20 protein-coding genes are annotated in these 19,820 nt (G+C 61.2%); 8 read left to right on the top strand and 12 right to left on the bottom strand.

Annotated features, from left to right (window positions below; translation table 11 throughout):
* Window positions 1-38: 38 nt before the first annotated feature.
* Entirely contained in the window at window positions 39-1,376 is a 1,338-nt protein-coding gene (locus tag A462_RS05115; protein WP_008438498.1) for a carbohydrate porin, read from the bottom strand.
* Between the two features lie 294 nt (window positions 1,377-1,670).
* Here A462_RS05115 and A462_RS05120 point away from each other — a divergent pair, with 294 nt between their 5' ends.
* A complete protein-coding gene (locus A462_RS05120) occupies window positions 1,671-1,928 on the top strand; it encodes a hypothetical protein (RefSeq protein WP_003210383.1) in 258 nt (85 codons plus the stop codon).
* Window position 1,929: 1 nt separating this feature from the next.
* Window positions 1,930-2,313 carry a DUF1640 domain-containing protein gene (locus A462_RS05125; protein ID WP_003210382.1) on the top strand — a complete coding sequence of 128 codons (384 nt, stop codon included), beginning with the start codon at window positions 1,930-1,932 and terminating at the stop codon, window positions 2,311-2,313.
* A 44-nt stretch (window positions 2,314-2,357) separates the two neighbouring features.
* Here the strand turns inward: A462_RS05125 and A462_RS05130 are convergent, their stop codons facing one another.
* Window positions 2,358-3,608, bottom strand: a complete 1,251-nt coding sequence (locus tag A462_RS05130; protein ID WP_008438489.1) for a 2-aminoadipate transaminase — start codon at window positions 3,606-3,608, stop codon at window positions 2,358-2,360.
* A 106-nt stretch (window positions 3,609-3,714) separates the two neighbouring features.
* Window positions 3,715-4,611 (bottom strand): LysR substrate-binding domain-containing protein, encoded by an 897-nt coding sequence (locus A462_RS05135; RefSeq protein WP_008438487.1) that lies wholly within the window; start codon window positions 4,609-4,611, stop codon window positions 3,715-3,717.
* A 144-nt stretch (window positions 4,612-4,755) separates the two neighbouring features.
* On the opposite strand from A462_RS05135, the gene A462_RS05140 reads away from it, so the two are divergent.
* On the top strand, window positions 4,756-5,784 hold the full coding sequence (locus A462_RS05140; protein ID WP_008438485.1) for an amino acid ABC transporter substrate-binding protein: 1,029 nt from the start codon (window positions 4,756-4,758) through the stop codon (window positions 5,782-5,784).
* A gap of 4 nt (window positions 5,785-5,788) precedes the next feature.
* On the opposite strand, the gene A462_RS05145 is transcribed toward A462_RS05140, so the two are convergent.
* The 4 genes from A462_RS05145 to A462_RS05160 form a co-directional block, all read right to left on the bottom strand.
* Entirely contained in the window at window positions 5,789-6,802 is a 1,014-nt protein-coding gene (locus A462_RS05145; RefSeq protein WP_023659140.1) for a diguanylate cyclase, read from the bottom strand.
* A 136-nt stretch (window positions 6,803-6,938) separates the two neighbouring features.
* Window positions 6,939-8,858, bottom strand: coding sequence for an alkaline phosphatase D family protein (locus tag A462_RS05150; RefSeq protein ID WP_008438482.1), 1,920 nt, complete (start codon window positions 8,856-8,858; stop codon window positions 6,939-6,941).
* A 137-nt stretch (window positions 8,859-8,995) separates the two neighbouring features.
* Complete coding sequence (locus A462_RS05155) at window positions 8,996-9,241, bottom strand: hypothetical protein (protein WP_008438481.1); 246 nt, start codon at window positions 9,239-9,241, stop codon at window positions 8,996-8,998.
* A complete protein-coding gene (locus tag A462_RS05160) occupies window positions 9,231-10,019 on the bottom strand; it encodes an MlaA family lipoprotein (RefSeq protein ID WP_008438478.1) in 789 nt (262 codons plus the stop codon). Before A462_RS05160 ends, A462_RS05155 begins: the two co-directional genes overlap by 11 nt.
* Window positions 10,020-10,183: 164 nt before the next feature.
* On the opposite strand from A462_RS05160, the gene A462_RS05165 reads away from it, so the two are divergent.
* Window positions 10,184-10,894 carry a response regulator gene (locus tag A462_RS05165; protein ID WP_023659139.1) on the top strand — a complete coding sequence of 237 codons (711 nt, stop codon included), beginning with the start codon at window positions 10,184-10,186 and terminating at the stop codon, window positions 10,892-10,894.
* Window positions 10,891-12,210 carry an ATP-binding protein gene (locus A462_RS05170; RefSeq protein WP_008438475.1) on the top strand — a complete coding sequence of 440 codons (1,320 nt, stop codon included), beginning with the start codon at window positions 10,891-10,893 and terminating at the stop codon, window positions 12,208-12,210. Before A462_RS05165 ends, A462_RS05170 begins: the two co-directional genes overlap by 4 nt.
* A 356-nt stretch (window positions 12,211-12,566) precedes the next feature.
* Here A462_RS05170 and A462_RS05175 read toward each other — a convergent pair whose 3' ends face one another.
* The 4 genes from A462_RS05175 to A462_RS05190 form a co-directional block, all read right to left on the bottom strand.
* Window positions 12,567-14,795, bottom strand: coding sequence for an ATP-binding protein (locus A462_RS05175; RefSeq protein WP_008438474.1), 2,229 nt, complete (start codon window positions 14,793-14,795; stop codon window positions 12,567-12,569).
* Window positions 14,792-15,406 (bottom strand): biliverdin-producing heme oxygenase, encoded by a 615-nt coding sequence (locus A462_RS05180; protein WP_008438473.1) that lies wholly within the window; start codon window positions 15,404-15,406, stop codon window positions 14,792-14,794. Before A462_RS05180 ends, A462_RS05175 begins: the two co-directional genes overlap by 4 nt.
* A gap of 101 nt (window positions 15,407-15,507) precedes the next feature.
* Window positions 15,508-15,885, bottom strand: coding sequence for a response regulator (locus A462_RS05185; RefSeq protein ID WP_003210361.1), 378 nt, complete (start codon window positions 15,883-15,885; stop codon window positions 15,508-15,510).
* Window positions 15,886-16,027: 142 nt separating this feature from the next.
* Window positions 16,028-16,747, bottom strand: coding sequence for an SDR family NAD(P)-dependent oxidoreductase (locus tag A462_RS05190; protein WP_008438472.1), 720 nt, complete (start codon window positions 16,745-16,747; stop codon window positions 16,028-16,030).
* A 124-nt stretch (window positions 16,748-16,871) separates the two neighbouring features.
* Here A462_RS05190 and A462_RS05195 point away from each other — a divergent pair, with 124 nt between their 5' ends.
* Both A462_RS05195 and A462_RS05200 read left to right on the top strand, forming a co-directional pair.
* Window positions 16,872-17,393 carry a GNAT family N-acetyltransferase gene (locus A462_RS05195; RefSeq protein WP_032899797.1) on the top strand — a complete coding sequence of 174 codons (522 nt, stop codon included), beginning with the start codon at window positions 16,872-16,874 and terminating at the stop codon, window positions 17,391-17,393.
* A 27-nt stretch (window positions 17,394-17,420) separates the two neighbouring features.
* Window positions 17,421-17,804: a c-type cytochrome gene (locus A462_RS05200; RefSeq protein WP_003210355.1), complete on the top strand. Its 384-nt coding sequence runs from the start codon at window positions 17,421-17,423 to the stop codon at window positions 17,802-17,804.
* Window position 17,805: 1 nt separating this feature from the next.
* On the opposite strand, the gene A462_RS05205 is transcribed toward A462_RS05200, so the two are convergent.
* Entirely contained in the window at window positions 17,806-18,744 is a 939-nt protein-coding gene (locus tag A462_RS05205) for an AraC family transcriptional regulator (protein ID WP_023659137.1), read from the bottom strand.
* A gap of 79 nt (window positions 18,745-18,823) precedes the next feature.
* Between A462_RS05205 and A462_RS05210 the strand changes: the two genes are divergently transcribed.
* Window positions 18,824-19,789: an oxidoreductase gene (locus A462_RS05210; protein ID WP_003210351.1), complete on the top strand. Its 966-nt coding sequence runs from the start codon at window positions 18,824-18,826 to the stop codon at window positions 19,787-19,789.
* Window positions 19,790-19,820 lie beyond the last annotated feature (31 nt).

Below are 19,820 nucleotides of genomic sequence, written 5' to 3'. Positions count from 1 at the left end.
CAGGGCTAATTCGTTTTCTTCAGAATTTACTTACAACGTCAGAATGAGCTTTGCAGCTTGATCCCGCCGATGAGCGCGTCATCCACCTGGGCCACGGCTCCGGGGTGACGGATGTATTGCAGGTTCGGGCGCACCGTCAGCCACTGGGTGACATGGATGCCGTAATAGAGCTCAGCGCTGTATTCCGTGTGTTGAATCGGCAGGTAGGATGGGTCATCGAAGTCGTATACCGCGTGGGCCTGGTTGCTTGCCTCGGCATTCTTGCGGTAGGCCGGGTTGACGTGCACCCGGGCCACGGCGAAACCGATATCGTCCTTGGCGCGGGCGTCGAACAGGCCCTTGTAGACCACGCCGACTTGCACGTAGTTATCCACAGCGTTGGTTTTCTTGTCGTGCATCGTGCCGTTGGCGAACACGTTCAAGCCCCGAGAATGGTCGCTGGCCAGGCTGGTGACTTGCTGCTGCACCCCCAGCCACACCCCGTGCTTGCTGGAGGCGCTGCGATAGGCCTCGCCGCTGAGGGCTGCCGGCTGGTCGTTGCGGTCTTTATACACATCGCTGGCCTTGGCGCTGCTGTAGTAGTAGCCGGCGCGGTATTCGCCGGGCAGGCCGTTCAGCGTAGGCGTCCATACCAGTTCAACCGGGAGCAGGGCGCCTTGGGTGCCGCTGCCGCTGAGCTTGAAGCCGTTGCCGCGATCGAGGTTGGACGGGTTCTGTTCGTAGGCGCCGACCTGGGCGTACAACTCGGGCGTCAGGTGATATTTGACCCGCAACGCCCACTGGCTCACCGGCCAGTTGTACCAGATGCTGCCAACCCAGTTACCGACCTGCGAGCCGCAGAATGCGAGGTTCTGGAAGTCGCAGGGGAAGCTGTTGAAGTCTTCACCTTCGCCAAAGCGCCCGGCCTTGATGTCGAGCTTCTGGTCGAAGAATTTCTGCTGGTACCACATCTGCGTCAGGCGCCAGGTCTGGCCACGGCCCCAGACTTCCTGGGACGAGGTAAAACCGCCCACACGCGGATCGTTGACCCGGTCATTGGTGATGTTGTTGCCGCTGCGCTCGGTCACCGTCAACTGGAACTCGGCGTCGTGCCAGCCGAGGATCTTCTGCAGATCCAGGTGCGTGCCCAGGCCGAATTGGTCGCTGTAGCGCGCAGTGCGGTCGTGATCCGAGCCGCCGTGCAGGTTGCTGCCCATTTCGCCGGTGTAGTCGAATTTGAAGTCGTAGCCTTGTTGAGACAGCGCTGTCCGAGTGCCGCCGAAATCACCCAGCATCCACGGTGATTCAGCGTCAAAGGCAGGTGCGGCCTGGGCACAGTTGATCAGGCCGAACGGTAACAGCGCAGCGCACAGGCGCAGGTTTGGGAAAGCAGGCATAGGCAAAATGGGGTCTTAATATTTTATGGTTTTGAAACGCAAACAGCGGCCTGGCGCGTTCGCACAAGGGCGTTGAACACGGGCGGTCGATGGTTTGGTGGAATGATGAAACGTTTCAGTTTGTTGCTGACAAGGATAAAGCCCTGGCGCGGGGAGAGAAAGGGCTAAACGGAAGATGGATTCTTTCGGAATTGGTAATAGTGCGCTGGATCGTCGGATTTGGTAGCAATCTGTGCGTTGGTTTGTGTTTGAGGGCGTGGTTATCTGCGTCACCAAAACAGATGGGGGGTCGACATGGAAGGCGACGACAACGTAGGTGAGGCAAAGGCCGTAACAGCCGGGGAACTAGTCATTATTCTCGGTCAGTATCACAGTGCAATTGCTAGGCTCGGCTCCGGCATCATTAGCTTGTCCGGTGCGCTCAAACATAGTGAAGACGTGGATGTAAAACAGGCGGCAGATGAAGCATGGGTGAAGCTGAATGAGTTTATCGACTGCATGGAAGGTGTAGCTGATGGACTGAATGCTTTGACCCAAAAGAAGGAGGCCTGAAATGGCGAATGACCTCAAGGATAATGTGAGCTATCTTCGCCAGGAGTACCGTCAAGGTTCGTCATCAGGCTACGACCGCAAAGGCGGCGCAGGCGGTGGGGGCAACGGAGGAGAAAACGATTTGGAAAAGCGTATTTCACAAGTTGAGGCAAGATTGGAGCGCGTCGAGACGAAGCTGGATGGCATGCAGGAGCACATGGCCACCAAGTCCGATCTGATGCAGACCAAAATCGACCTGCTCGAAGCAACCTCCAGGTTGGATCTCTCAATCGCCAATTTCAGAACGGATATGCAATCGTTGGAAACCCGACTGCTGAAATGGTTTGTCGGAACAGCTGGCGCCTTGTCTGCCATCGCCTTTGGCGTCGCCCGACTCGTCCACTGACGTTTTCCGTTCGAAGCCCGGCTTCCCGCCGGGCTTTCTGGTTTTTAAGCCAACTTCGCCAAACACTCTTCAAGAATATCCAGCCCTTCCTCCAGCACCGCCGCTTCAATCGTCAACGGCGCCAGCAGGCGGATGATATGCCGCGATTTGCCGCTGGGCATCAGCAACAAACCCGCCTCGCGGGCCAGTGCCAGCAGCTGGGCCAGTTGTTGTGGCGCCGGGCTGCCGTCGGCGTTGGCCAGTTCGATGCCACGCATGGCGCCCACGCCGGTCAAGCGGCCGAGGTAGGGGGAGAGCCTTTTCGAACACCATGATTCATAGCGACTGACGATCGCTTCTTCCTGCTGCGTGCCCCAACCTTGCAGGTGCTCGTCCGTCATTTCGTCCAGGGTGGCCAAGGCCGCCGCGCAGGCAATCGGGTTACCGGAGTAGGTGCCGCCGAGGCCGCCTTTGGGCAGGTTGTCGAGCAATGTCTTGCGACCCACCACCGCACCCAACGGCACACCGCCGGCGATGCTTTTGCCCAGCAGGATCAGGTCCGGTTCGATGCCCAGGCGTGAGAAGGCGAAGCGCTGGCCGGTGCGGCCGAAGCCGGACTGGATTTCATCGGCAATCAACAGGATGTTTTTCTCATCGCAGAAGCGTCGCAGGGCCTGGGCAAATTCCACGTCCAGCGCCAGGAAACCACCTTCGCCCTGCACGGGTTCGATGATGAAACAGGCCACGTCGTCGACGTCGATTTCCACGCTGAACAGGCGGTCCATCGCCTTGAGTGCTTCGCCGCAGGTCACGCCGTTGTCGCGGCTGGGGTAGGGCAGGTGGAACACCGGCCCCGGCAATACGCCGACTTTTTGCTTGTATGGCGCGACCTTGCCATTGAGGTTGAGCGTCGCCAGCGTGCGCCCGTGAAACGCACCGTCAAAGGCGATGACGGCGGTGCGGCCAGTGGCGCCGCGGACAATTTTCAGGGCGTTTTCCGCCGCTTCCGCGCCACTGTTGGTGAGCATGCCACTGACCGGGTAATCCACCGGGATGAATGCGGTAAGACGGTCCATCAGTTCGATGTAGGGCGCGTGAGGCGCGGCATTGAAGGCGTAGTGGGTGAGCCTGGTGGCCTGGTCGCGGATCGCCTCCACCACACGCGGGTGGCAGTGGCCCAGGTTGAGCACGCCGATGCCGCCGACGAAATCGATGAAGCGCTTGCCGGTGGTGTCCCAGACTTCGGCGTTCCGGCCATGGCTGAGGCTGATGGGGTGGACGATGGAAATCGATTGGCTGATGGTTTCGCGGCTCATGGATCCGGGACTCAAGAATAGGATGCGTCCTTTTATCTAAGCCGTGAGCCGCCTTGCCCCGCAAACGAAATAAAGTCGCCGGGTCATTATTAAAAGTCGGGATGTGCTATGGCGAGGGAGCAAGCTCCTTCGCCACATCCACCATCCAGTTCAGGAACGCCTTCACTTTCGGGATCTCCCCGGCATGTTCGGCATGGGCGATAAAGTGCGCGCCGGCACTCGGCATTCTGTAATCCCAGGGGATCATCAGGCTGGCGTTCGCCAATTCCTCGGCCACCAGATACTGCGGCACCAACGCCACGCCGTGCCCCGATTGCGCGGCGCGGATGCACATGTAGAACGTGTCGAAACGCGGCCCGTGGTAGCTGTTTTGCGAGTGCAGGCCCTGTTCCAGAAACCACTCGTGCCAGGCTTCCGGGCGCGAGGTGCATTGCAGCAAGGTGTGGCGGGACGAGGCGTCGCTGCCAGCGGCAACAAACCCGGGGGCACAGACCGGCACCACGGCTTCGCGAAACAACTCGATGCAAGTTGCCCCCGGCCACGCTCCCTGGCCGAAGAAAAACGCGATATCCGCCTTGGCCTGCAACACGTCGAACGGCTCCAGTTCGTTGCGCACGTCCAGATGGATATTGGGATGGCGCGCGGCAAAATCCTTGAGCTTGGGCACCAGCCAGCGGTCACCGAAGGTCGGCTGGGTGGCGATGCGCAGCACTTCGGTCTCGCCACCATAGGTGAGGATGTAGCGGCTGGAAATATCCACCTGGTTGAGGATCTTGCGTACTTCCTCCAGGTACAGCGAGCCCGCCGGCGACAGGTACAAGCGCTGGCGCACTCGCTGGAACAGCGGGTGGCAGAGCATCTCTTCGAGCTGTGCCACCTGCTTGCTCACCGCGCTCTGGGTCAGGTGCAGTTCTTCGGCAGCGCGGGTGAAACTCAGGTGGCGGGCGGCGGCTTCGAAGCACTGCAGGGCGGTCATCGAAGGGGTCAAGCGTTTCGAGATCATGAGAAGTTCATTCCAAATCGGAAGGAGCCTTTGCCTAAACGTCGTTTGTGGCCAAGGTGTAAAGCCGTTGATACTGACCGGCAACACTATAAACGGCGCGGGTTTGTGGCGCCGAATAATAAAGACCGACAGGGAGCGCCTTGCATGAAGCACATGAAATCCACGTTGGCGGCATTCACCGCCGCAGCACTATTGGGGCTGGCCGCAAGCGCACACGCGGGGGCGACCCTGGATGCGATCCAGAAGAAGGGTTTTATCCAGTGTGGGGTCAGTGATGGGTTACCGGGTTTTGGCGTGCCGGACGCCAACGGCAAGATGACCGGCATTGATGTGGACGTGTGCCACGCCGTCGCCGCAGCACTCTTTGGTGACGCGTCGAAAGTGAAGTTCAGCCAGTTGACCGCCAAGGAGCGTTTCACTGCGTTGCAATCCGGCGAGATCGACCTGATTTCCCGCAACACCACCTGGACCAGTTCCCGTGACGCGGGCATGGGCATGGTGTTCACCGGCGTGACCTACTACGACGGCATCGGGTTCCTGGTGAACACCAAGCTCGGTGTGAAGAGCGCCAAGGACCTGGACGGCGCGACCATCTGCATCCAGGCCGGCACCACCACCGAGCTGAACGTCTCGGATTACTTCCGCGCCAACGGCCTGAAGTACACGCCGATTACCTTCGACACTGCTGACGAAAGTGCCAAGGGCCTCGAAGCGGGCCGCTGCGACGTGCTTACCACCGACCAGTCGGGGCTGTACGCCCAGCGGATCAAGATGGCTCACCCGGATGAGTTCGTCGTATTGCCTGAAGTCATTTCCAAGGAGCCATTGGGCCCGCTGGTGCGCAAGGGCGACGACGAGTGGTTCAGCATCGTCAAGTGGACGCTGTTCGCCATGCTCAATGCCGAGGAAATGGGCATCACTTCGCAGAACGTTGAAGAGCAAGCCAAGTCCAGCAAGAACCCGGACGTCGCCCGTTTGCTCGGCGCAGACGGTGACTACGGCAAGGACCTGAAACTGCGCAAGGACTGGGTCGTGCAGATCGTCAAGCAAGTGGGCAACTACAGCGAGGTGTTCGAGCGCAACATCGGCCAGGGCAGCGTGTTGAAGATCAAGCGCGGCCTTAATGCCCTGTGGAGCAACGGCGGGATCCAGTACGCGCCGCCGGTTCGCTGAGGTTTCACGAAGAAACCGTGTCCTTGCCCGCCGCCTTGGAGCGATACAACGCCTGATCGGCCCTGGCCATCAGGCAGGCGGGTGACTCATCGTTGCGTCGCTCTACCACGCCGAGGCTCAACGTCACTTTGAAGCTGCCCACGGCGGGCAAGTCCTTGAGCGCACAGCGCATTCGCTCGGCCAATTCCCGCGCGGTCTCCAACGTGCTTTTGGGCACGATGACCATGAATTCATCGCCGCCCCAGCGGGCCAGCAAGTCGCCGTGGCGAATGCAGGCCTCCAGGCATTCCACCACGCGCACCAGGGTTTCATCGCCTACGGCATGGCCGTGCTGATCGTTGATGGGCTTGAAGTCGTCAATGTCCATGGCGATCAGCGACAGCGGCAGGCGAAACCGTTGGGCGCGAGCGCACTCTTCCAGCAGGACGCGTTCAAGGCGGTAACGATTGGCCACGCGAGTCAAGGCGTCGCGTTCGGCCAGGGAGCGATTCTCGTCCAGTTGCAACTGCAGTTGTTGATTGACCCGCGACAGCTCGCGGGTGCGCTCGGCCACCAGGGCTTCAAGGGATTGATTGCGGCGCTCCAGCTGTTCGATGGACTGTTTGCGCGCCTGGATACTGCGGTGGGCGCCGACCATGCGTGCCACCGAGCCGTCGTCGTTACGTGCGATCACGTAGCCGCGGTCTTCGATCCACAGGTAGGAGCCGTCTTTCTTGCGGCAGCGGTATTCGGCTTGATAGTGAGTGGTGCGGCGGTTGATGTAGTTATCAAACAGCACCATCACTTGGGGATAGTCATCGGGATGAATCACGTTTTCCCAGGTGAATACGCTGTTTTCCAGGGAGTGATGGGCATAGCCGAGCATTTCGTACCAGCCGGGGTTGCGGTAGACGAACCCGGTGTTGGCGTTCCAGTCCCAGATCCCGTCGCTGACCAGCTCCATGATGGCATGCAGCATGTCGGCGTTAAGGTCGCAAAAGTCCTTCCTTGACGGTTCGCTGCCGGATGTATCGTCCATTGCGCACTCCCTGCGTGGACTGGCTCCTGGGGCCAGCCAAATTGATGCCGATACTCCGTGGCTGGCGGTACTGTACAACGGCGCCTTGGCGCTTAGAAGGGGGTCTTTGGTCTAGTGAGAGTGTGGCTAAAAGCCACTACTTGCTTGGGTTCAGCTTCTGATCAGGCGCCGCCATCCTGGTCCTGGGCGCCCCATTGGCATTGTGCTGATAAATCGCCTCAGGCTGCCCCTGCCGGTTAAAAAACACCTGCCCGATCCCGGCAGAATTCCAGAGCCGTTCGCCCGCTTCAGCGTGTTCCGGAATATGCGGCACTACCTGCATGAGTCGGCGACGGGTGAACCAGTTCAGCGGTGAGCGCGGTGAGTAGAGCCATCGATTGAGACGGTCGAACCATTCCAGCAAGCGCGGCGGGAATTCGTTCTTGATGCCGCTGCTGGTGATCTGCCAGATTTTTGGACCGGCATTGCGGTGGCGAATCAGCACTTCATAGACGAACGAGTAGTGCACGTCTCCCGAGAGGATCACGTAGTTGCCCGGTGTGCGGGAGTGACGAAAGATGTTGAGGATCACCTGTGCCGCGCCGCGGTGGGCCATCCAGTTTTCCGCGTCCACCAGCAGCGGGTAGCCGCACCAACTGAAGGCCTTCTGCACGGTTTCGATCAGCTTGACGCCGAAGATCGGCGCCGGTGAAACGATGACCGCGCAAGGGTGATCCAGCAGCTCCTGTTGCAGTTCGCTCAGCGCTTCCCAGTCCAGCAGGCCGGAGGGTTGCTTGAGGTTGAACTCGCTGCGCCAGCGCCGGGTACGGGTGTCGAGCACTACCAGTGCGGGGGTGGTGGGCAGCACGTAATGCCATTGCTGGAACTTCAGCAGGTCATCCACCAGCTCATCTTGAGCGTCAGGCTGCAGGTAGTTGTCGTGGGCCTGTGTGGTGAGCGCCAGGGTTTTGCCGATCACCGTATCGAACGCATCCGGGTTATTGCCCCAGCCCTGGCACAGCATATAGGCCAGCAGTGCGTTGCCGATGATGCGCTTGGAGAACGGATGCCCGTAAGCGGTTTCTTCCCATTGGGCGCTGAGGTTCCAGTCGTCGGTGATGTCGTGATCATCGAAGATCATCAGGCAGGAGAGGTGGGCGAACACCCTGGCCACGCCACCCAGGCCGTCACGGAACGTGTCGATCTGCACTTGCTCGTGCCCATAGCGTACGTGCCCTTCGGCGCGCAGTTGCGGCGCTTGCGGGGTGATCAGCTGCCACGGTACGGGCGACCACGCCAGCAGGTACATCGCCATGACTTCGGCAAAAGTCACCAGGTGGTTGTCGGCGCTGCTGCTGGTGAAAATAGGCTTCTTCACCCCGCCAAAAAAACGCTCGCGCAGGGTCTCGTTGCTCTTCAGGGCGGGCAACAGGTCGGCTCGATGGTAGTAGCTGGCGGCATGCTCATAAAGCGCGGCGCTGTTGTCGACGACGGCACCGTCGAGGTGTTCGTCGAACAGGCCGAGGCGCGTGATCAGCGCATGAATGGCCCGCAGCATCGGCCCCGCGACATCGTCGGCGTAGACCTGGTCGCCACTCATCATCAACAAGGCCGGGCGTTCCTCCAGGGTGTTCGATTCGGCCAGCAGCCGGTCGACACACAGCAAACCGTCGGCTGCGCTGTGATGGGGCTTGCGGCAGGAACCGTGGACCAATTGGTGGATGCGGCTGTGCAGGACGAAATGCGGGCCTTGTGCGCCCGGGTAGAGCAGGTGCGGCGCCCATTCGGCGATACCGGCACGGTTTACCAGCAGGTCGTAGCCGATGCTCACGTCCTGGGGCAGGGCTTCCGCCAGCGGTACGTCGATCAGGTGGATAAAGGCCTGGCGCCCGACGGGCACCACCTTGCATTGGCTGGCGTCCAACTCGATATCGAGCGCCGCGCCTTGGGCGACTTGCAGCCTCAGGGTCAATGCCAGGGGACGACTTCCCACCAGCCACATCACCAGGCGCCGCGGTTCCAGGCGTCGCAGCAACGGGCCGGCGAGTACAGCGGGAAGTGTGTCGGGGTGAGGCATCAAGGCAACGGCTCTGGGCAAGGTTGGGCCGAAAAGGTAACGCATTGAATGTCAGCGTTTTGTTAAGGCGCGATACCCGGGCGAGCCGCAAATTACCCGGCGCCCACTGGCCCGGGCTATAAACCTTTCATCTCAAATCATGACTGCGTGGCGCAGGTCTCGCCTTCGGCAATCATCCAGCGCAGCACGTCGGCCAGGGCCACACTGTGCTGGCGCTCGACCCAGCGCACACCCTGCGGGCTGTACCGTTCGACATAGCGGCTCAGCACCAGGCGGCCCTGCTCCGACGACAGGCTCAGGCGGGTCTCCCGGCAGAGCAGCGCGCTGGTCCCGCGTTTACGAACCTGACGTTGCAGGACCAGTGAGCTTGATTCAGAAATCATCGCCGGCTCCCTGTGCACAATTATCGGCCTGAGGCGACGTCGCCCCCTGCTTGCCCTCCAGCACAAAGGCCGCGCGGTGTTCGGCCACCACGTTACGCAAGGCACTGTAGTAGTTCGGCAGCTTTTGCAGGCTGTCGGTCAGCGGCAGCAACGAGGCGCGCGTGTCCACTGTGCCACCCACCAGGCTGATGGTGCCCAGGGTTTGCACGGTATCGCTGTCGCCCAGCGGCGCCACCAGGAAGTTCAGGACCTTGCCCGCCGCATCGCGGCTGTTGCCGGTGCCCAGCAACGGCAGTTCGACAATCGGCCCGTTGCCAATCCCCCACACGCCAAAGGTCTGGCCGAAATCGGCGGTGTGGCGAGGGATGCCCAGCGGGTCCGAGACATCGATCAAGCCGACGATCCCCACGGTGGTGTTCACCGCAAAACGTCCCAGGGTGTTGATCGAGCGCCGTGGGTTGCCTTGCAGCAGGTCGTTGATGAAGACCTTGGGCTCGCTGAAGTTGCTGGCGAAGTTATGCACACCCTGCTGGAAAAACTCCGGCATGTATCGGTAGCCTCGGGCTACAGGCGCCAGGGCGTAGTCATCCACCGCGCGGTTGAAGGCGAACACGCCCCGGTTGACTGGTTCGGCGGGGTCATACACCGGGTAGGAAACCTGTGCGCAGCGTGTGGTACTCGTTACGTTGGCCGGGCTCGCGCAGCCTGTGAGGTAAGACACAGTCAGCAACAACACCGCCTGGCGAGCCAGGTGCTGGGGATACGTCAGCGAGCGCATGGGGTCAGTCTCCGGGAAAAGGAAGCCGATGCTGGCAGCCGCAGCTTGCGCGAAGATGTCTGCTTTATTGCGCCGTTGACGCTTTATTGCACGATTGAAATATATGACGGGCCGCGTCGAATGGTTTTAGATGGCGCATCGACAAGACCAAGTGATGCCCATCGGTGAGCCATCTTTTAATCGTGGACGATGACCTCGAGGTCCTCGCCCTGCTGAAGAAATTCTTCCTGCAACATGGCTACACGGTCGAGACCGCCGCCAATGGCGCCGAGCTGTGGGCGGCCATGGAGCGTACACCTGCCGACCTGATCATCCTCGACCTGATGCTGCCGGGGGATAACGGCCTGTTGCTGTGCCAGCGCCTGCGCCAGCAATACGCAACACCGGTGATCATGCTGACCGCCATGGGCGAACTGAGTGATCGCGTGGTGGGCCTGGAAATGGGCGCCGATGATTACCTGAGCAAACCTTTCGATGCCCGTGAATTACTTGCCCGGGTGCGCGCCGTACTGCGTCGGGCGGGTGAAAACCGGCCGACGTTGGGCGACGTGTCGCGCCCGCTGATTCGTTTCGCCGGCTGGCAACTGGACCTGACGCGCCGTGAGTTGCGCTCGCCGGACCAGGTGATGATCCCGTTGTCGTCCGGGGAGTTCGACCTGCTGCTGGTGTTCGTCGAACACCCGCAGCGCGTGCTCACCCGCGAGCAATTGCTGAACCTGGCGCGGGGCCATAGCCACGACGCGTTCGACCGCAGCATCGACGTGCAGGTCAGCCGCCTGCGACGCAAGCTGGAGTTCGACACCAAGCGCCCGGCGATGATTCGTACCGTGCGCAACGGTGGTTACCAGTTCACCGTCGCGGTGACCCGCTCATGAGCCGCTTCAAACCTCGGGACACCGTGGCCCGCTGGATTGCCCTGACCATCCTGATTGCGATGCTCACAGCGCTGGCCTTCAATGCGCTGTTTGTGCAACTGGCTGGCGTTTGGGCCAGGCCGCCGTTGGGTGAAACCGGCCTGTTGGAGAAGGTCGCGGTGATCGTGCGGATGATCGAAGCGGCAGAGCCGTCCCAGCGCGCGCAACTGACTCGGGCAGTGGCCGATGACAGCTTCAATGTGAGTTGGTCGGCCACCCGCACAGGCATTGATGTGCCGGTTCTGGAAGACCCGGGGTTTCACTCCGACCAGGTGTTCAAGCAGCTGCTCAAGGGGCCGGAGCGGCGAATGGAAGCCTACGAACCGTCCGACTGGCCTGGCCCCGGCGGGCGCTATGCGCTGGTGGTGCAGCTGGTGGATGAATCCTGGCTGATGTTCAGCGCGCCGTCGCGCAGCTGGGGCCTGGCGGAAGGCCCGCGAAGCCTGATCGTGCTGATGCTGGTACTGATTTCCACCGCGCTGGTCACGCTGATCGCCACCCGGCGCCTGGCCCGGCCGCTGCAGTATTTCGCCCAGGGTGTGCGACGTTTCGGCGCCGACTTTCGTGCGCCGCCTATAGAGCCGGTCGGCCCCCAGGAAATCCGCCAGGCGATTCTCGCGTTCAACGGCATGCAGGCGCAGTTGCAGCACTTCATCCAGGACCGCACCCAGATGCTCGCCGCGATTTCCCATGACCTGCGTGCGCCGCTGACCCGCCTGCGCCTGCGGGGGGAATTCATCGAAGATGCCGACCAGCAGCACCGCCTGTTCCGGGATGTCGACGAGATGCAGGCGATGATCAACACCGCGCTGGAATTCTTTCGCGACGATGCGCGCCTGGAACAGGCCACCCAACTGGACCTTGCGGAGTTGCTGCAAACGCTGATTGACGACTACCGCGACCAGTCCATCGACATCGGCTTCAATGGCCCGCCACGGCTGGTGTATTTCGGTCGTCCGCTGGGGCTCAAGCGAGTGATGACCAACCTGATGGACAATGCGATCCACTACGGGCTGGCGCCGGAGATTGAGCTGCAACAGAGCCCGGGAAGGGTGACGGTGCGGGTGCTGGACCGTGGCCCGGGCATCCCGCAGGAGCAGCATGAGCAGGTGTTCCTGCCGTTCTTTCGTCTGGAAGGTTCTCGCAATAAAAGTACCGGGGGTGTCGGTTTGGGACTCTCCACGGCACGGGCGATCGTCCTGGAACACGGTGGAACGCTGACCCTGGAAAATCGCCCGTGCGGCGGGTTGGCCGCCGTGGTGGTGTTGCCGGTTTAGGAAGGCTTAACGGTTAGAGCAAATTGGGTCCCAAACCGCTCAGATTACTGCTGTTCGACTGAAAACTTTGCTGGTTGGAACTGCTGCGCGAGGGCTCATCGTTTGGTTTGGGGGCCGGCTGAACAGGTTGGACGGGTTGAGTGGCTTGAGGCGAATGAGTGGGCCCATTGAAGGATTGGATATGGAAAGCGCTGCCAATGATTGGAAAGGACATAGATTTTGGCTCTCATTAGAAAGGACGTGAAGTGTGCGCATTCACCTCCCTTTGAGTGCGTCCTGATCAGTGGCCCTGGCCCGGTCCGGCGTTCCGGGCCTTTGGGTTTCCATATGCTTCGCCGTGTCGATGAGGCGCCGTTTCAAGCCGGCTTGGGCACCGTAAACCGAAACTCGCTGCCTCGCCCCAACTCACTCTCAGCCTCGATCCGCCCGCCGTGGGCCTGCACGATGCCTTGGGTGATGTACAAGCCCAGGCCGCTGCCGGTGGGATTGTTTTCGGTTTGCGTCCAGTAGCGATCAAACACGTGAGGCAACTGATCAGGGGCGATCCCTTCGCCGGAGTCACGCACCGAAAACACAATCTCTTCGCCATTGCTCAACGCACTGATGCCGATATTGCCCTGGCGCGGGGTGAACTTGATGGCGTTGCCGATCAGGTTCGACAGCACCTGGAACAACCGTTCCGGGTCGGCATGGATTTGCAGCCCGGGTTCGGCATTGAAGGACAGGTCGATGCCCTTTTCCATCGCCAGGGGCGCGAGCAGTGAATAGGCCTCCTCGAACATCTGGCTCACGTCCAGGGCCACCGGCTTGACGGTGTAGCGCCCGGCTTCGATCTTCGAGGTGTCGAGCAAATCTTCCAGCAGCACATTCATGCGCCCGGCGGCTTGTTGCATGGTATCGATGGCCGAGGAAATCCGTCGCGAGGTGTGTGGGCCATCGGAACTGAAGGCCTTTTGCATCATGCCGCAGAGCATCGAGATCACCGTCATCGGGTTGCGCAGGTCGTGGGAAACCACCGCCACCAGTTCATCCCGGGCGCGCACCGCCTGTTGTTCACGCAGCACCTGGCGGGCCAGGTCATTTTCCAGGGCCGAGCGGCGCAGGTCGTTGGCGGCGAAGCGGTCACCGTGGCTCCATTTGGTGGAAATGCCGGCCATCTCCACCTTCCAGATTTCAAACGAGGTGCGTGGGCGAAGGTGCAGGCCCGCGTCGGTGCTTTCCAGGTCCAGGGGTTTGTTCGGGTCGCCGCTCCAGTTGATGTTTTCCTTCACTTCGGGACGAAACCACAACACGCCGTTGTCCACCGGCTTGGGCAAGCTCATGGCCAGCACGCCACTGGCTACGTGCTGGTATTCAGCCGCCGGCGGGTAAACCGAGGCCAGGTTATGGCTGGCAAACACCGGCTGCCCGGTCTCTTGCAGCCACTTGTGCAGGGCGCGAATCTGCGCAGGTTCCGGGCAATTGCCGTAACGGTGCAGTTGCTTGTCTTCGATGATCGCCACCCCGCCTGCGAGGGTCAGGTCCATCAGCAATTGCGGACGCTGCGCCAAGCCATCGAAGACGTTTGCGGGCGAGGCCTGCATGGCCTGGCTGAGCAAGGCCAGGGCCTCGACTTTTTCTTCGCGCTGGCGGCTTAGGTCCAGGGCCTCCATGGCGCTGATCTGCAACGACAGCACCTGGCCGATAGTCTGGCACGCGGTGCGCAAATCATTGGGCACCAGCAGCGGCTGGCGGTTGCCGCAACTGATCAGGCCCCAGAGTTTGTCGCCGGCCATCAGGGAGATGCTCATGGACGACAGCACCCCCATGTTTTTCATGTACTGGCAGTGAATCGGCGACACGCTGCGCAGGGTGGCGAAGCTCAGGTCCAGGGGCTGGCCGGTGTCCGGGCGCAACCTGGGCACCAGCGGCACTGCCTCGTAATCGGCATTGGGGATGATCCGCAGCCAATTGGTGCGGTACAGCTCCCGGGCTTGTTCGGGGATGTCAGACGCCGGGAAGAACAGGCCGTTGAACAATTCCATCGACGGGGCGGACGCTTCGGCGATCACCTGGCCGTGGCCTTCCTCTTCGAAACGATAAATCAGCACCCGGTCGTAGCCGGTCATGGCCTGGATTTCGTTGACGCTGATTTCATACAAGGCTTGCAGGGTTTTCGCCGCCTGCAGGCGTTGCAGCATCTTGCCCAGGTTGCTGGTCCGGCCATTGAGTGCCCGCGGCTGGAAGTCCTTGAGCCGTGGTTCGAACTCCAGCACCAGTACATCCTGATGGCGGTGCAGCAAGCCTTCGAACTCGGCGCCGTTGAGGGTCATGTGCAGCGGTGCGGCGTCGAAAAAGCTGTTTTGCGTGACCATGGCCCGGACGGCTTCGGCATGTTCAATGCCGATCAATGTGTGCAGCGGCTGGCCCAGCAGGGATTCCGGCGAGTGGTTGAACAGTTCGGCTACGTTGGCGCTCACCTGCACGATATGCAGTTCCGGCTCGGACAGGGTCAGCAGCGCACCGTGGGGCTGGATGGCCCCCGGGAAGCGGATGGGTTCGTCTGCACAGTTGGCAAGCAACTCTTCAAAATCTTCGGGTTTCATAGCAGTACCTCCTGGCTGTCGAGCCATTGCTCAAAGCAGCTGAATGTCGAGCGGGCCGCGTTCACGGCGCGCAGTTTGGCGTGCGCATCGAGGGGCACATGGCTCAGGTAGTCGAGAAAGTCTTTCCAGCGCCGACCGGTTTCAGCGCCGTACACGTTGAGAAACGCGCCGCCGTTGTCGGCATCCAGTCCCAGGCGCTGGGCCATTTCCCGGCGCAGGATCTGCCCGCCCAGGGTGGCGCCTTCCAACACATACAGCGCGCCCAGGCAGGCGGCCGGCGTGTCGAGGACCGGTAGCGACAGGCAATGGGGAAGGGCGGCGATGGCTCGGGCGTCCAGGCCCAGGGCGTGAAGATCCGTCAGCAAGGTGGGAGTTTTGCGACGCAGCACCTGATCAAACCCCACGGGTATCAAGCCGCTGTCGTGCAGCGTCGTTTCCAGAGGGTTGTAGAACCCGTAATAGGCCTGGAGCAGGCGTTTATACCGAGTGTGATCGAGCTGCGGGGAGAAAAACGGCAAGCGCTTTTCCAGGGCGACGTGCAGTAAAGCGGTACCCGAGCGCAGGGCTTCAAGTACAGGGGGCGCACCAACGTCATGGGCCTGTGAATGCATTCAGTAAACTCGAACTGGGGGCCTGCTGGCCATGTAAGGTTGCTTAATAACTGACCGCAGGAGTCGCCGTGAAGTTCGCCTTGGCTGATATCGCGATGCTATCAGTGCATGGGCGAACCCTGCACCAGGGCCGACTGCACGCAGTCGATCAGGCGCTTGGTGGTCCACGGCTTGGGCAGGAACCGCACGGTGCTGCCCAACTGCGAGGCCATTGCGGTGTTGCCCGAGGTCAGCACCACCGGCAGCGTCGGCCAGCGATGGGCGACTACTTTGCTCAAGTCGTAGCCATTGAGCAGGCCGGGCATCTGGATATCGCTGACAATCAAGTCTACCGGATCACTGGCCCGTTCAAGAAAAATCATTCCTTCGTCTGCGGACGGGAACGAGGTCACCACCGCGCCGAAATCCTCCAGTACATCTACCATCAACGAGCGAATGATTTCGTCGTCTTCCAGCACCAATATCGATGGCTGAGCCATGATCCTTACTCCACCATCCGGGTTAAGTAAGGTGGAGTGGGGCGCCGTTGATTAGGTTCGATTGGATGTTTTTTTTGCGATGGGTGGTCATTTGGTTGTCTTTGAATTGCGTCAGGGCAGGGCGCTCCACTGGCGAAACCTGCTAGAAGCGTTCATCCAGCAGCGCCGGCAACGTCAGCTCCTTGACGAAACTGGCGCCGGACAGGCTCAAGACCATACGCACCACCTGCACCACGTCATGCACCGGAATCAATTGGCCCTCACCGCGCTGTTCGGCCTGGGTGCGTGAGGTGCTCAAGGAATCTTCGGTATTCAGATAGCCCAGGTTCAGGCAAGTGACGCCCAGGCGCTGCTGGCGATAGCCTTCACGCAGCGCATCGGCGATGCCGCGCAAGGCGAATTTCGAGGCGCCGAACGCCACTTCGGGCCGGCCGCTCTGGGGCAGTCCCGAGGTCGAGCCTGTGAGGATGATGCGCGGCTGTGGGCTCTTCAATAACACCGGCAGCAGCCGCTTGATCAACAACAGCGGTGCGGTGATGTTGCAACTGACGATGGCTTCCAGTTGCGTGTCCTCGTCGGTGAGATAGCTGTACGCCGGATCAAACGCCCGCGCCTCCCAGATGCCCAGGTTATAGATCAGTGTGTCCAGCCCGCCTGCCGCCACCGCCTGCTCGATGACGTGCGCCGCTTGGCCAGGCACGCCAAGGTCTGCTTCCACCCAGCGCACCTCGGCGCCAGTGCTGCACGTCAAGGGATCAGGGCGACTGCGGGACACCCCGATCAGCGTATCCCCAACCCCGCCCAGCCCTTCCATCAAGGCCCTGCCCAATCCTTTGCTTGCACCGACCACCATGGTTTTCATCGCTTGTCTCCTGAACCGCTGTGCCGAGAGGAGCGGGCATGCAAGCAGAGTGGTGGGGTGATATCAATTGAGTGGCTGTTTCCAGATGTTAATCTCAGGTGTTTCAACGATCCCGGGTTGCCTCATGCTCACTGTTATCCGACTTGCCGCCGCACCCGACGCAGTGTGTTTACCTGCAATAGAGCGCAGTGCGGCCCAGTCCTTTCGTGCGATCGAATCCTTGAGCTGGCTGGCCGATGCCGAGGTCATGAGTGTTGAACGTCATCTGCAGTTGATCGCGTGGGGTACGTGTTGGGTGGCGGTGGATGCTGCTGGCCAGGTCCAGGGTTTTCTCAGCGCACAGATGTTTGATGACGACCTGCACATCCATGAACTGTCGGTGGCGCAGGTCATGCAGGGCCGTGGCGCAGGGCGGCAATTGCTTGAGGCCGTGATGAATGAGGCTCGCTCGCGCCGGTTGCGGGCAGTCACCTTGACCACATTTTGCGACGTGCCCTGGAACAGCCCGTTTTATCAGCGGCTGGGATTTGAGCAAGCACATTCGCTGGCGCCGGATCATCGTTTGGCAGAGGCTCTGCGTGAGGAGTATCGTCACGGTTTTGCGCCGGGCAGTCGCTGTGCCATGTCATGGCAAGTCCCCAGCTGAACCGGCACAACGGATGGAAAGTTACCCATGAAGTACGTCGTATTATTCAGCCTCGCCCTGATTGCCGGTCTCGTCAGCCTGCCGGCAGCGGCGGCGGGAGACGCCGAAGCCGGTGGAAAGTTATTCAGCAAAACCTGCGGCGGTTGCCATAGCGTCGGCGAAAATGCCCGGGGCGGTTTCGGGCCGCAGCTCAACGGCATCATTGGCCGCCCGGCCGGCACGACCACTGATTACCAGTATTCAGATGCGATGAAGAATTCAGGCGTGGTCTGGACGCGGGACAAGCTGGCCGCCTACATCGAGGCACCGAAAAAGGTCGTGAGCGGCACTCGGATGATTTTCTGGGGGATCAGCGACCAGGAGAAGATCGATAACCTGCTGGCGTACCTTGCGACGTTCCAGGCGCAGTAATTCACATTGATTGACGGCACGCGTCCCGATAATGCCTCGGGGCCTTTCCTGTTACTCGCTTGAAGGCATTGCTGAACGCGCTTTCAGACCCGTACCCCAACGACTGCGCTAACACACCCACTGACAGATTCCCCTCGCGCAACGCTCGTTGCGCAAGGCGCATGCGCCACTCGGTCAGGTACGCCAACGGTGGTACCCCGGCAACGCTCTTGAAGTAGTGCGAAAAGGTGGTGCGCGACATCGCAGCCGCCGTAGCCAGGTCTTCCAGTGTCCAGGCACGCCCCGGCTCGCTGTGTATCAAGCGCAGCGCGGGGGCCAGGCGCTTGTCGCTGACCGTGCGCAGCCAGCCTTCGGGTAATACGCCCGAGGTCTCGACATAGGCCCGCAGGATCTGGATAAACATCAACTGCGCCAGTTGCGCCGACGCCAAGCTTGCCCCGAGCAAATTGGCTTGCCCCTCATGTGCCAACTGGCCGAGTAGCCATTGCACGATTGTCGCTTGCGGCGACGTGGCCCGCACGTGGATCAGGGGCGGCAGCGCGTTGGCCAGCAGGCCGCCACTCTCCGGGTCCAGTTGCACGTAGCCGCCGATTTGCACACAGCCCTGGCCGTCACCGATTTGCGGGAAGCGGCCGGCGTCAGCGAATAATTGCCGCGCTTCCAAAGGCGCGACCGACACATCGCCTGCAAGCACAAACGAGCGTTGCGCACACAGCAGGAACACATCGCCCGCCTCAATCAACACCGGCGCCAGTTCGCCATCCATCCACAACCAGCACTGTCCCTTCACCACCCCGAAAAACTTGATCTTGTCCGGCGCGGGAAAACGCAGGGCCCAGGCGCCGCCCGCGCTGAAGCCGCCGGTCATAACCGATTGGGCATTCACGAACGTGAGAATCTCGGAAAACGGGTCGCTGGGCATATTCGTACTTTTACGCATGTAAATGGGATAATCGAGTATTCAGAGTACGGCTTTCGAGGGGTAGCGTGTTAACCACACGTCCAATGGAGACTCTGTCATGCCCACAGTACAAAAACCGATCCACAGCGGCTATGGAGCAGCAACCACCGCCGCCGAAGTCATCCGGGGCGTCGATCTCTCGGGCAAGGTGGCGATTGTCACGGGCGGCTACTCCGGCATTGGCCTGGTCACCGCCCGTACCCTGGCTGCCGCGGGCGCCCGCGTGATCGTCCCGGCCCGTGACCTGGCCAAGGCACGCGCCGCACTCAAACCTTACCCACAGCTGCAACTTGAACCCCTGGACTTGATGGACGCCCAGTCCATCGAACAGTTTGCCGAGCGCTTTCTGGCGACAGGCTGCCCGCTGCACCTGCTGATCAATAACGCGGGCATCATGGCGCCGCCGTTGAGCCGCAATGCCCAGGGCTACGAATCTCAGTTTGCGACCAACCATCTCGGGCATTTCCTGCTTACCCAGCGCCTGTGGCCGGCCTTGCAGCGCGCCGAAGGTGCACGGGTGGTGACGCTGTCCTCACGGGGGCATGTGCACGGCGCCGTCGACTTTGATGACTGGAATTTCGAGCGCCAGGCCTACGATCCATGGAGGGCCTACGGTCAGTCCAAGACTGCCAATGCGCTGTTCGCCGTGCATCTGGATACGCTCGGTGCGGCGAGTGGGGTAAGGGCTTTTGCGGTGCATCCCGGTGGAATCATTACCGATCTGGTGCGGCACATGAAGCCTGAAGTCTTGCAGGCATCAGGCTATGTCGACGAGCACGGGAAACCGGTGATCGACCCTGAGCGGAACATGAAAACCCCGGAGCAAGGCGCGGCCACCAGTGTGTGGTGCGCGGTGAGTGGGCAGTTGGCGGGAATGGGCGGGGTCTATTGCGAGAACTGTGATGTGGCGGCGGCAGTGAGTGCGGAATCGGAAGAGCAGTTGGGTGTCAGGCCGTGGGCGGTGGATACCGGGTTGGCGCAGCGGCTGTGGATACTTAGCGAGCAGCTTGTCGCAGGGCGATAGGCCGCAGTGTGGGGTCAGCTCACTGACCCCA

Origin of the sequence: Pseudomonas sp. Ag1, from assembly GCF_000278565.1 — a bacterium.
In the GTDB taxonomy this organism is placed as follows: Bacteria; Pseudomonadota; Gammaproteobacteria; order Pseudomonadales; family Pseudomonadaceae; genus Aquipseudomonas.
The sequence above is the reverse complement of the archived record's forward strand: the minus strand, read 5'-3'. Positions and strand labels throughout refer to the sequence as shown.

Excerpts from the sequence above, each read along its gene's own strand:
- A462_RS05115 (WP_008438498.1), bottom strand. The coding sequence starts at position 1,376 with ATGCCTGCTTTCCCAAACCTGCGCCTGTGCGCTGCGCTGTTACCGTTC.
- A462_RS05120 (WP_003210383.1), top strand. The coding sequence starts at position 1,671 with ATGGAAGGCGACGACAACGTAGGTGAGGCAAAGGCCGTAACAGCCGGG.
- A462_RS05125 (WP_003210382.1), top strand. The coding sequence starts at position 1,930 with ATGGCGAATGACCTCAAGGATAATGTGAGCTATCTTCGCCAGGAGTAC.
- A462_RS05130 (WP_008438489.1), bottom strand. The coding sequence starts at position 3,608 with ATGAGCCGCGAAACCATCAGCCAATCGATTTCCATCGTCCACCCCATC.
- A462_RS05135 (WP_008438487.1), bottom strand. The coding sequence starts at position 4,611 with ATGATCTCGAAACGCTTGACCCCTTCGATGACCGCCCTGCAGTGCTTC.
- A462_RS05140 (WP_008438485.1), top strand. The coding sequence starts at position 4,756 with ATGAAGCACATGAAATCCACGTTGGCGGCATTCACCGCCGCAGCACTA.
- A462_RS05145 (WP_023659140.1), bottom strand. The coding sequence starts at position 6,802 with ATGGACGATACATCCGGCAGCGAACCGTCAAGGAAGGACTTTTGCGAC.
- A462_RS05150 (WP_008438482.1), bottom strand. The coding sequence starts at position 8,858 with ATGCCTCACCCCGACACACTTCCCGCTGTACTCGCCGGCCCGTTGCTG.
- A462_RS05155 (WP_008438481.1), bottom strand. The coding sequence starts at position 9,241 with ATGATTTCTGAATCAAGCTCACTGGTCCTGCAACGTCAGGTTCGTAAA.
- A462_RS05160 (WP_008438478.1), bottom strand. The coding sequence starts at position 10,019 with ATGCGCTCGCTGACGTATCCCCAGCACCTGGCTCGCCAGGCGGTGTTG.
- A462_RS05170 (WP_008438475.1), top strand. The coding sequence starts at position 10,891 with ATGAGCCGCTTCAAACCTCGGGACACCGTGGCCCGCTGGATTGCCCTG.
- A462_RS05175 (WP_008438474.1), bottom strand. The coding sequence starts at position 14,795 with ATGAAACCCGAAGATTTTGAAGAGTTGCTTGCCAACTGTGCAGACGAA.
- A462_RS05180 (WP_008438473.1), bottom strand. The coding sequence starts at position 15,406 with ATGCATTCACAGGCCCATGACGTTGGTGCGCCCCCTGTACTTGAAGCC.
- A462_RS05185 (WP_003210361.1), bottom strand. The coding sequence starts at position 15,885 with ATGGCTCAGCCATCGATATTGGTGCTGGAAGACGACGAAATCATTCGC.
- A462_RS05190 (WP_008438472.1), bottom strand. The coding sequence starts at position 16,747 with ATGAAAACCATGGTGGTCGGTGCAAGCAAAGGATTGGGCAGGGCCTTG.
- A462_RS05195 (WP_032899797.1), top strand. The coding sequence starts at position 16,872 with ATGCTCACTGTTATCCGACTTGCCGCCGCACCCGACGCAGTGTGTTTA.
- A462_RS05200 (WP_003210355.1), top strand. The coding sequence starts at position 17,421 with ATGAAGTACGTCGTATTATTCAGCCTCGCCCTGATTGCCGGTCTCGTC.
- A462_RS05205 (WP_023659137.1), bottom strand. The coding sequence starts at position 18,744 with ATGCGTAAAAGTACGAATATGCCCAGCGACCCGTTTTCCGAGATTCTC.
- A462_RS05210 (WP_003210351.1), top strand. The coding sequence starts at position 18,824 with ATGCCCACAGTACAAAAACCGATCCACAGCGGCTATGGAGCAGCAACC.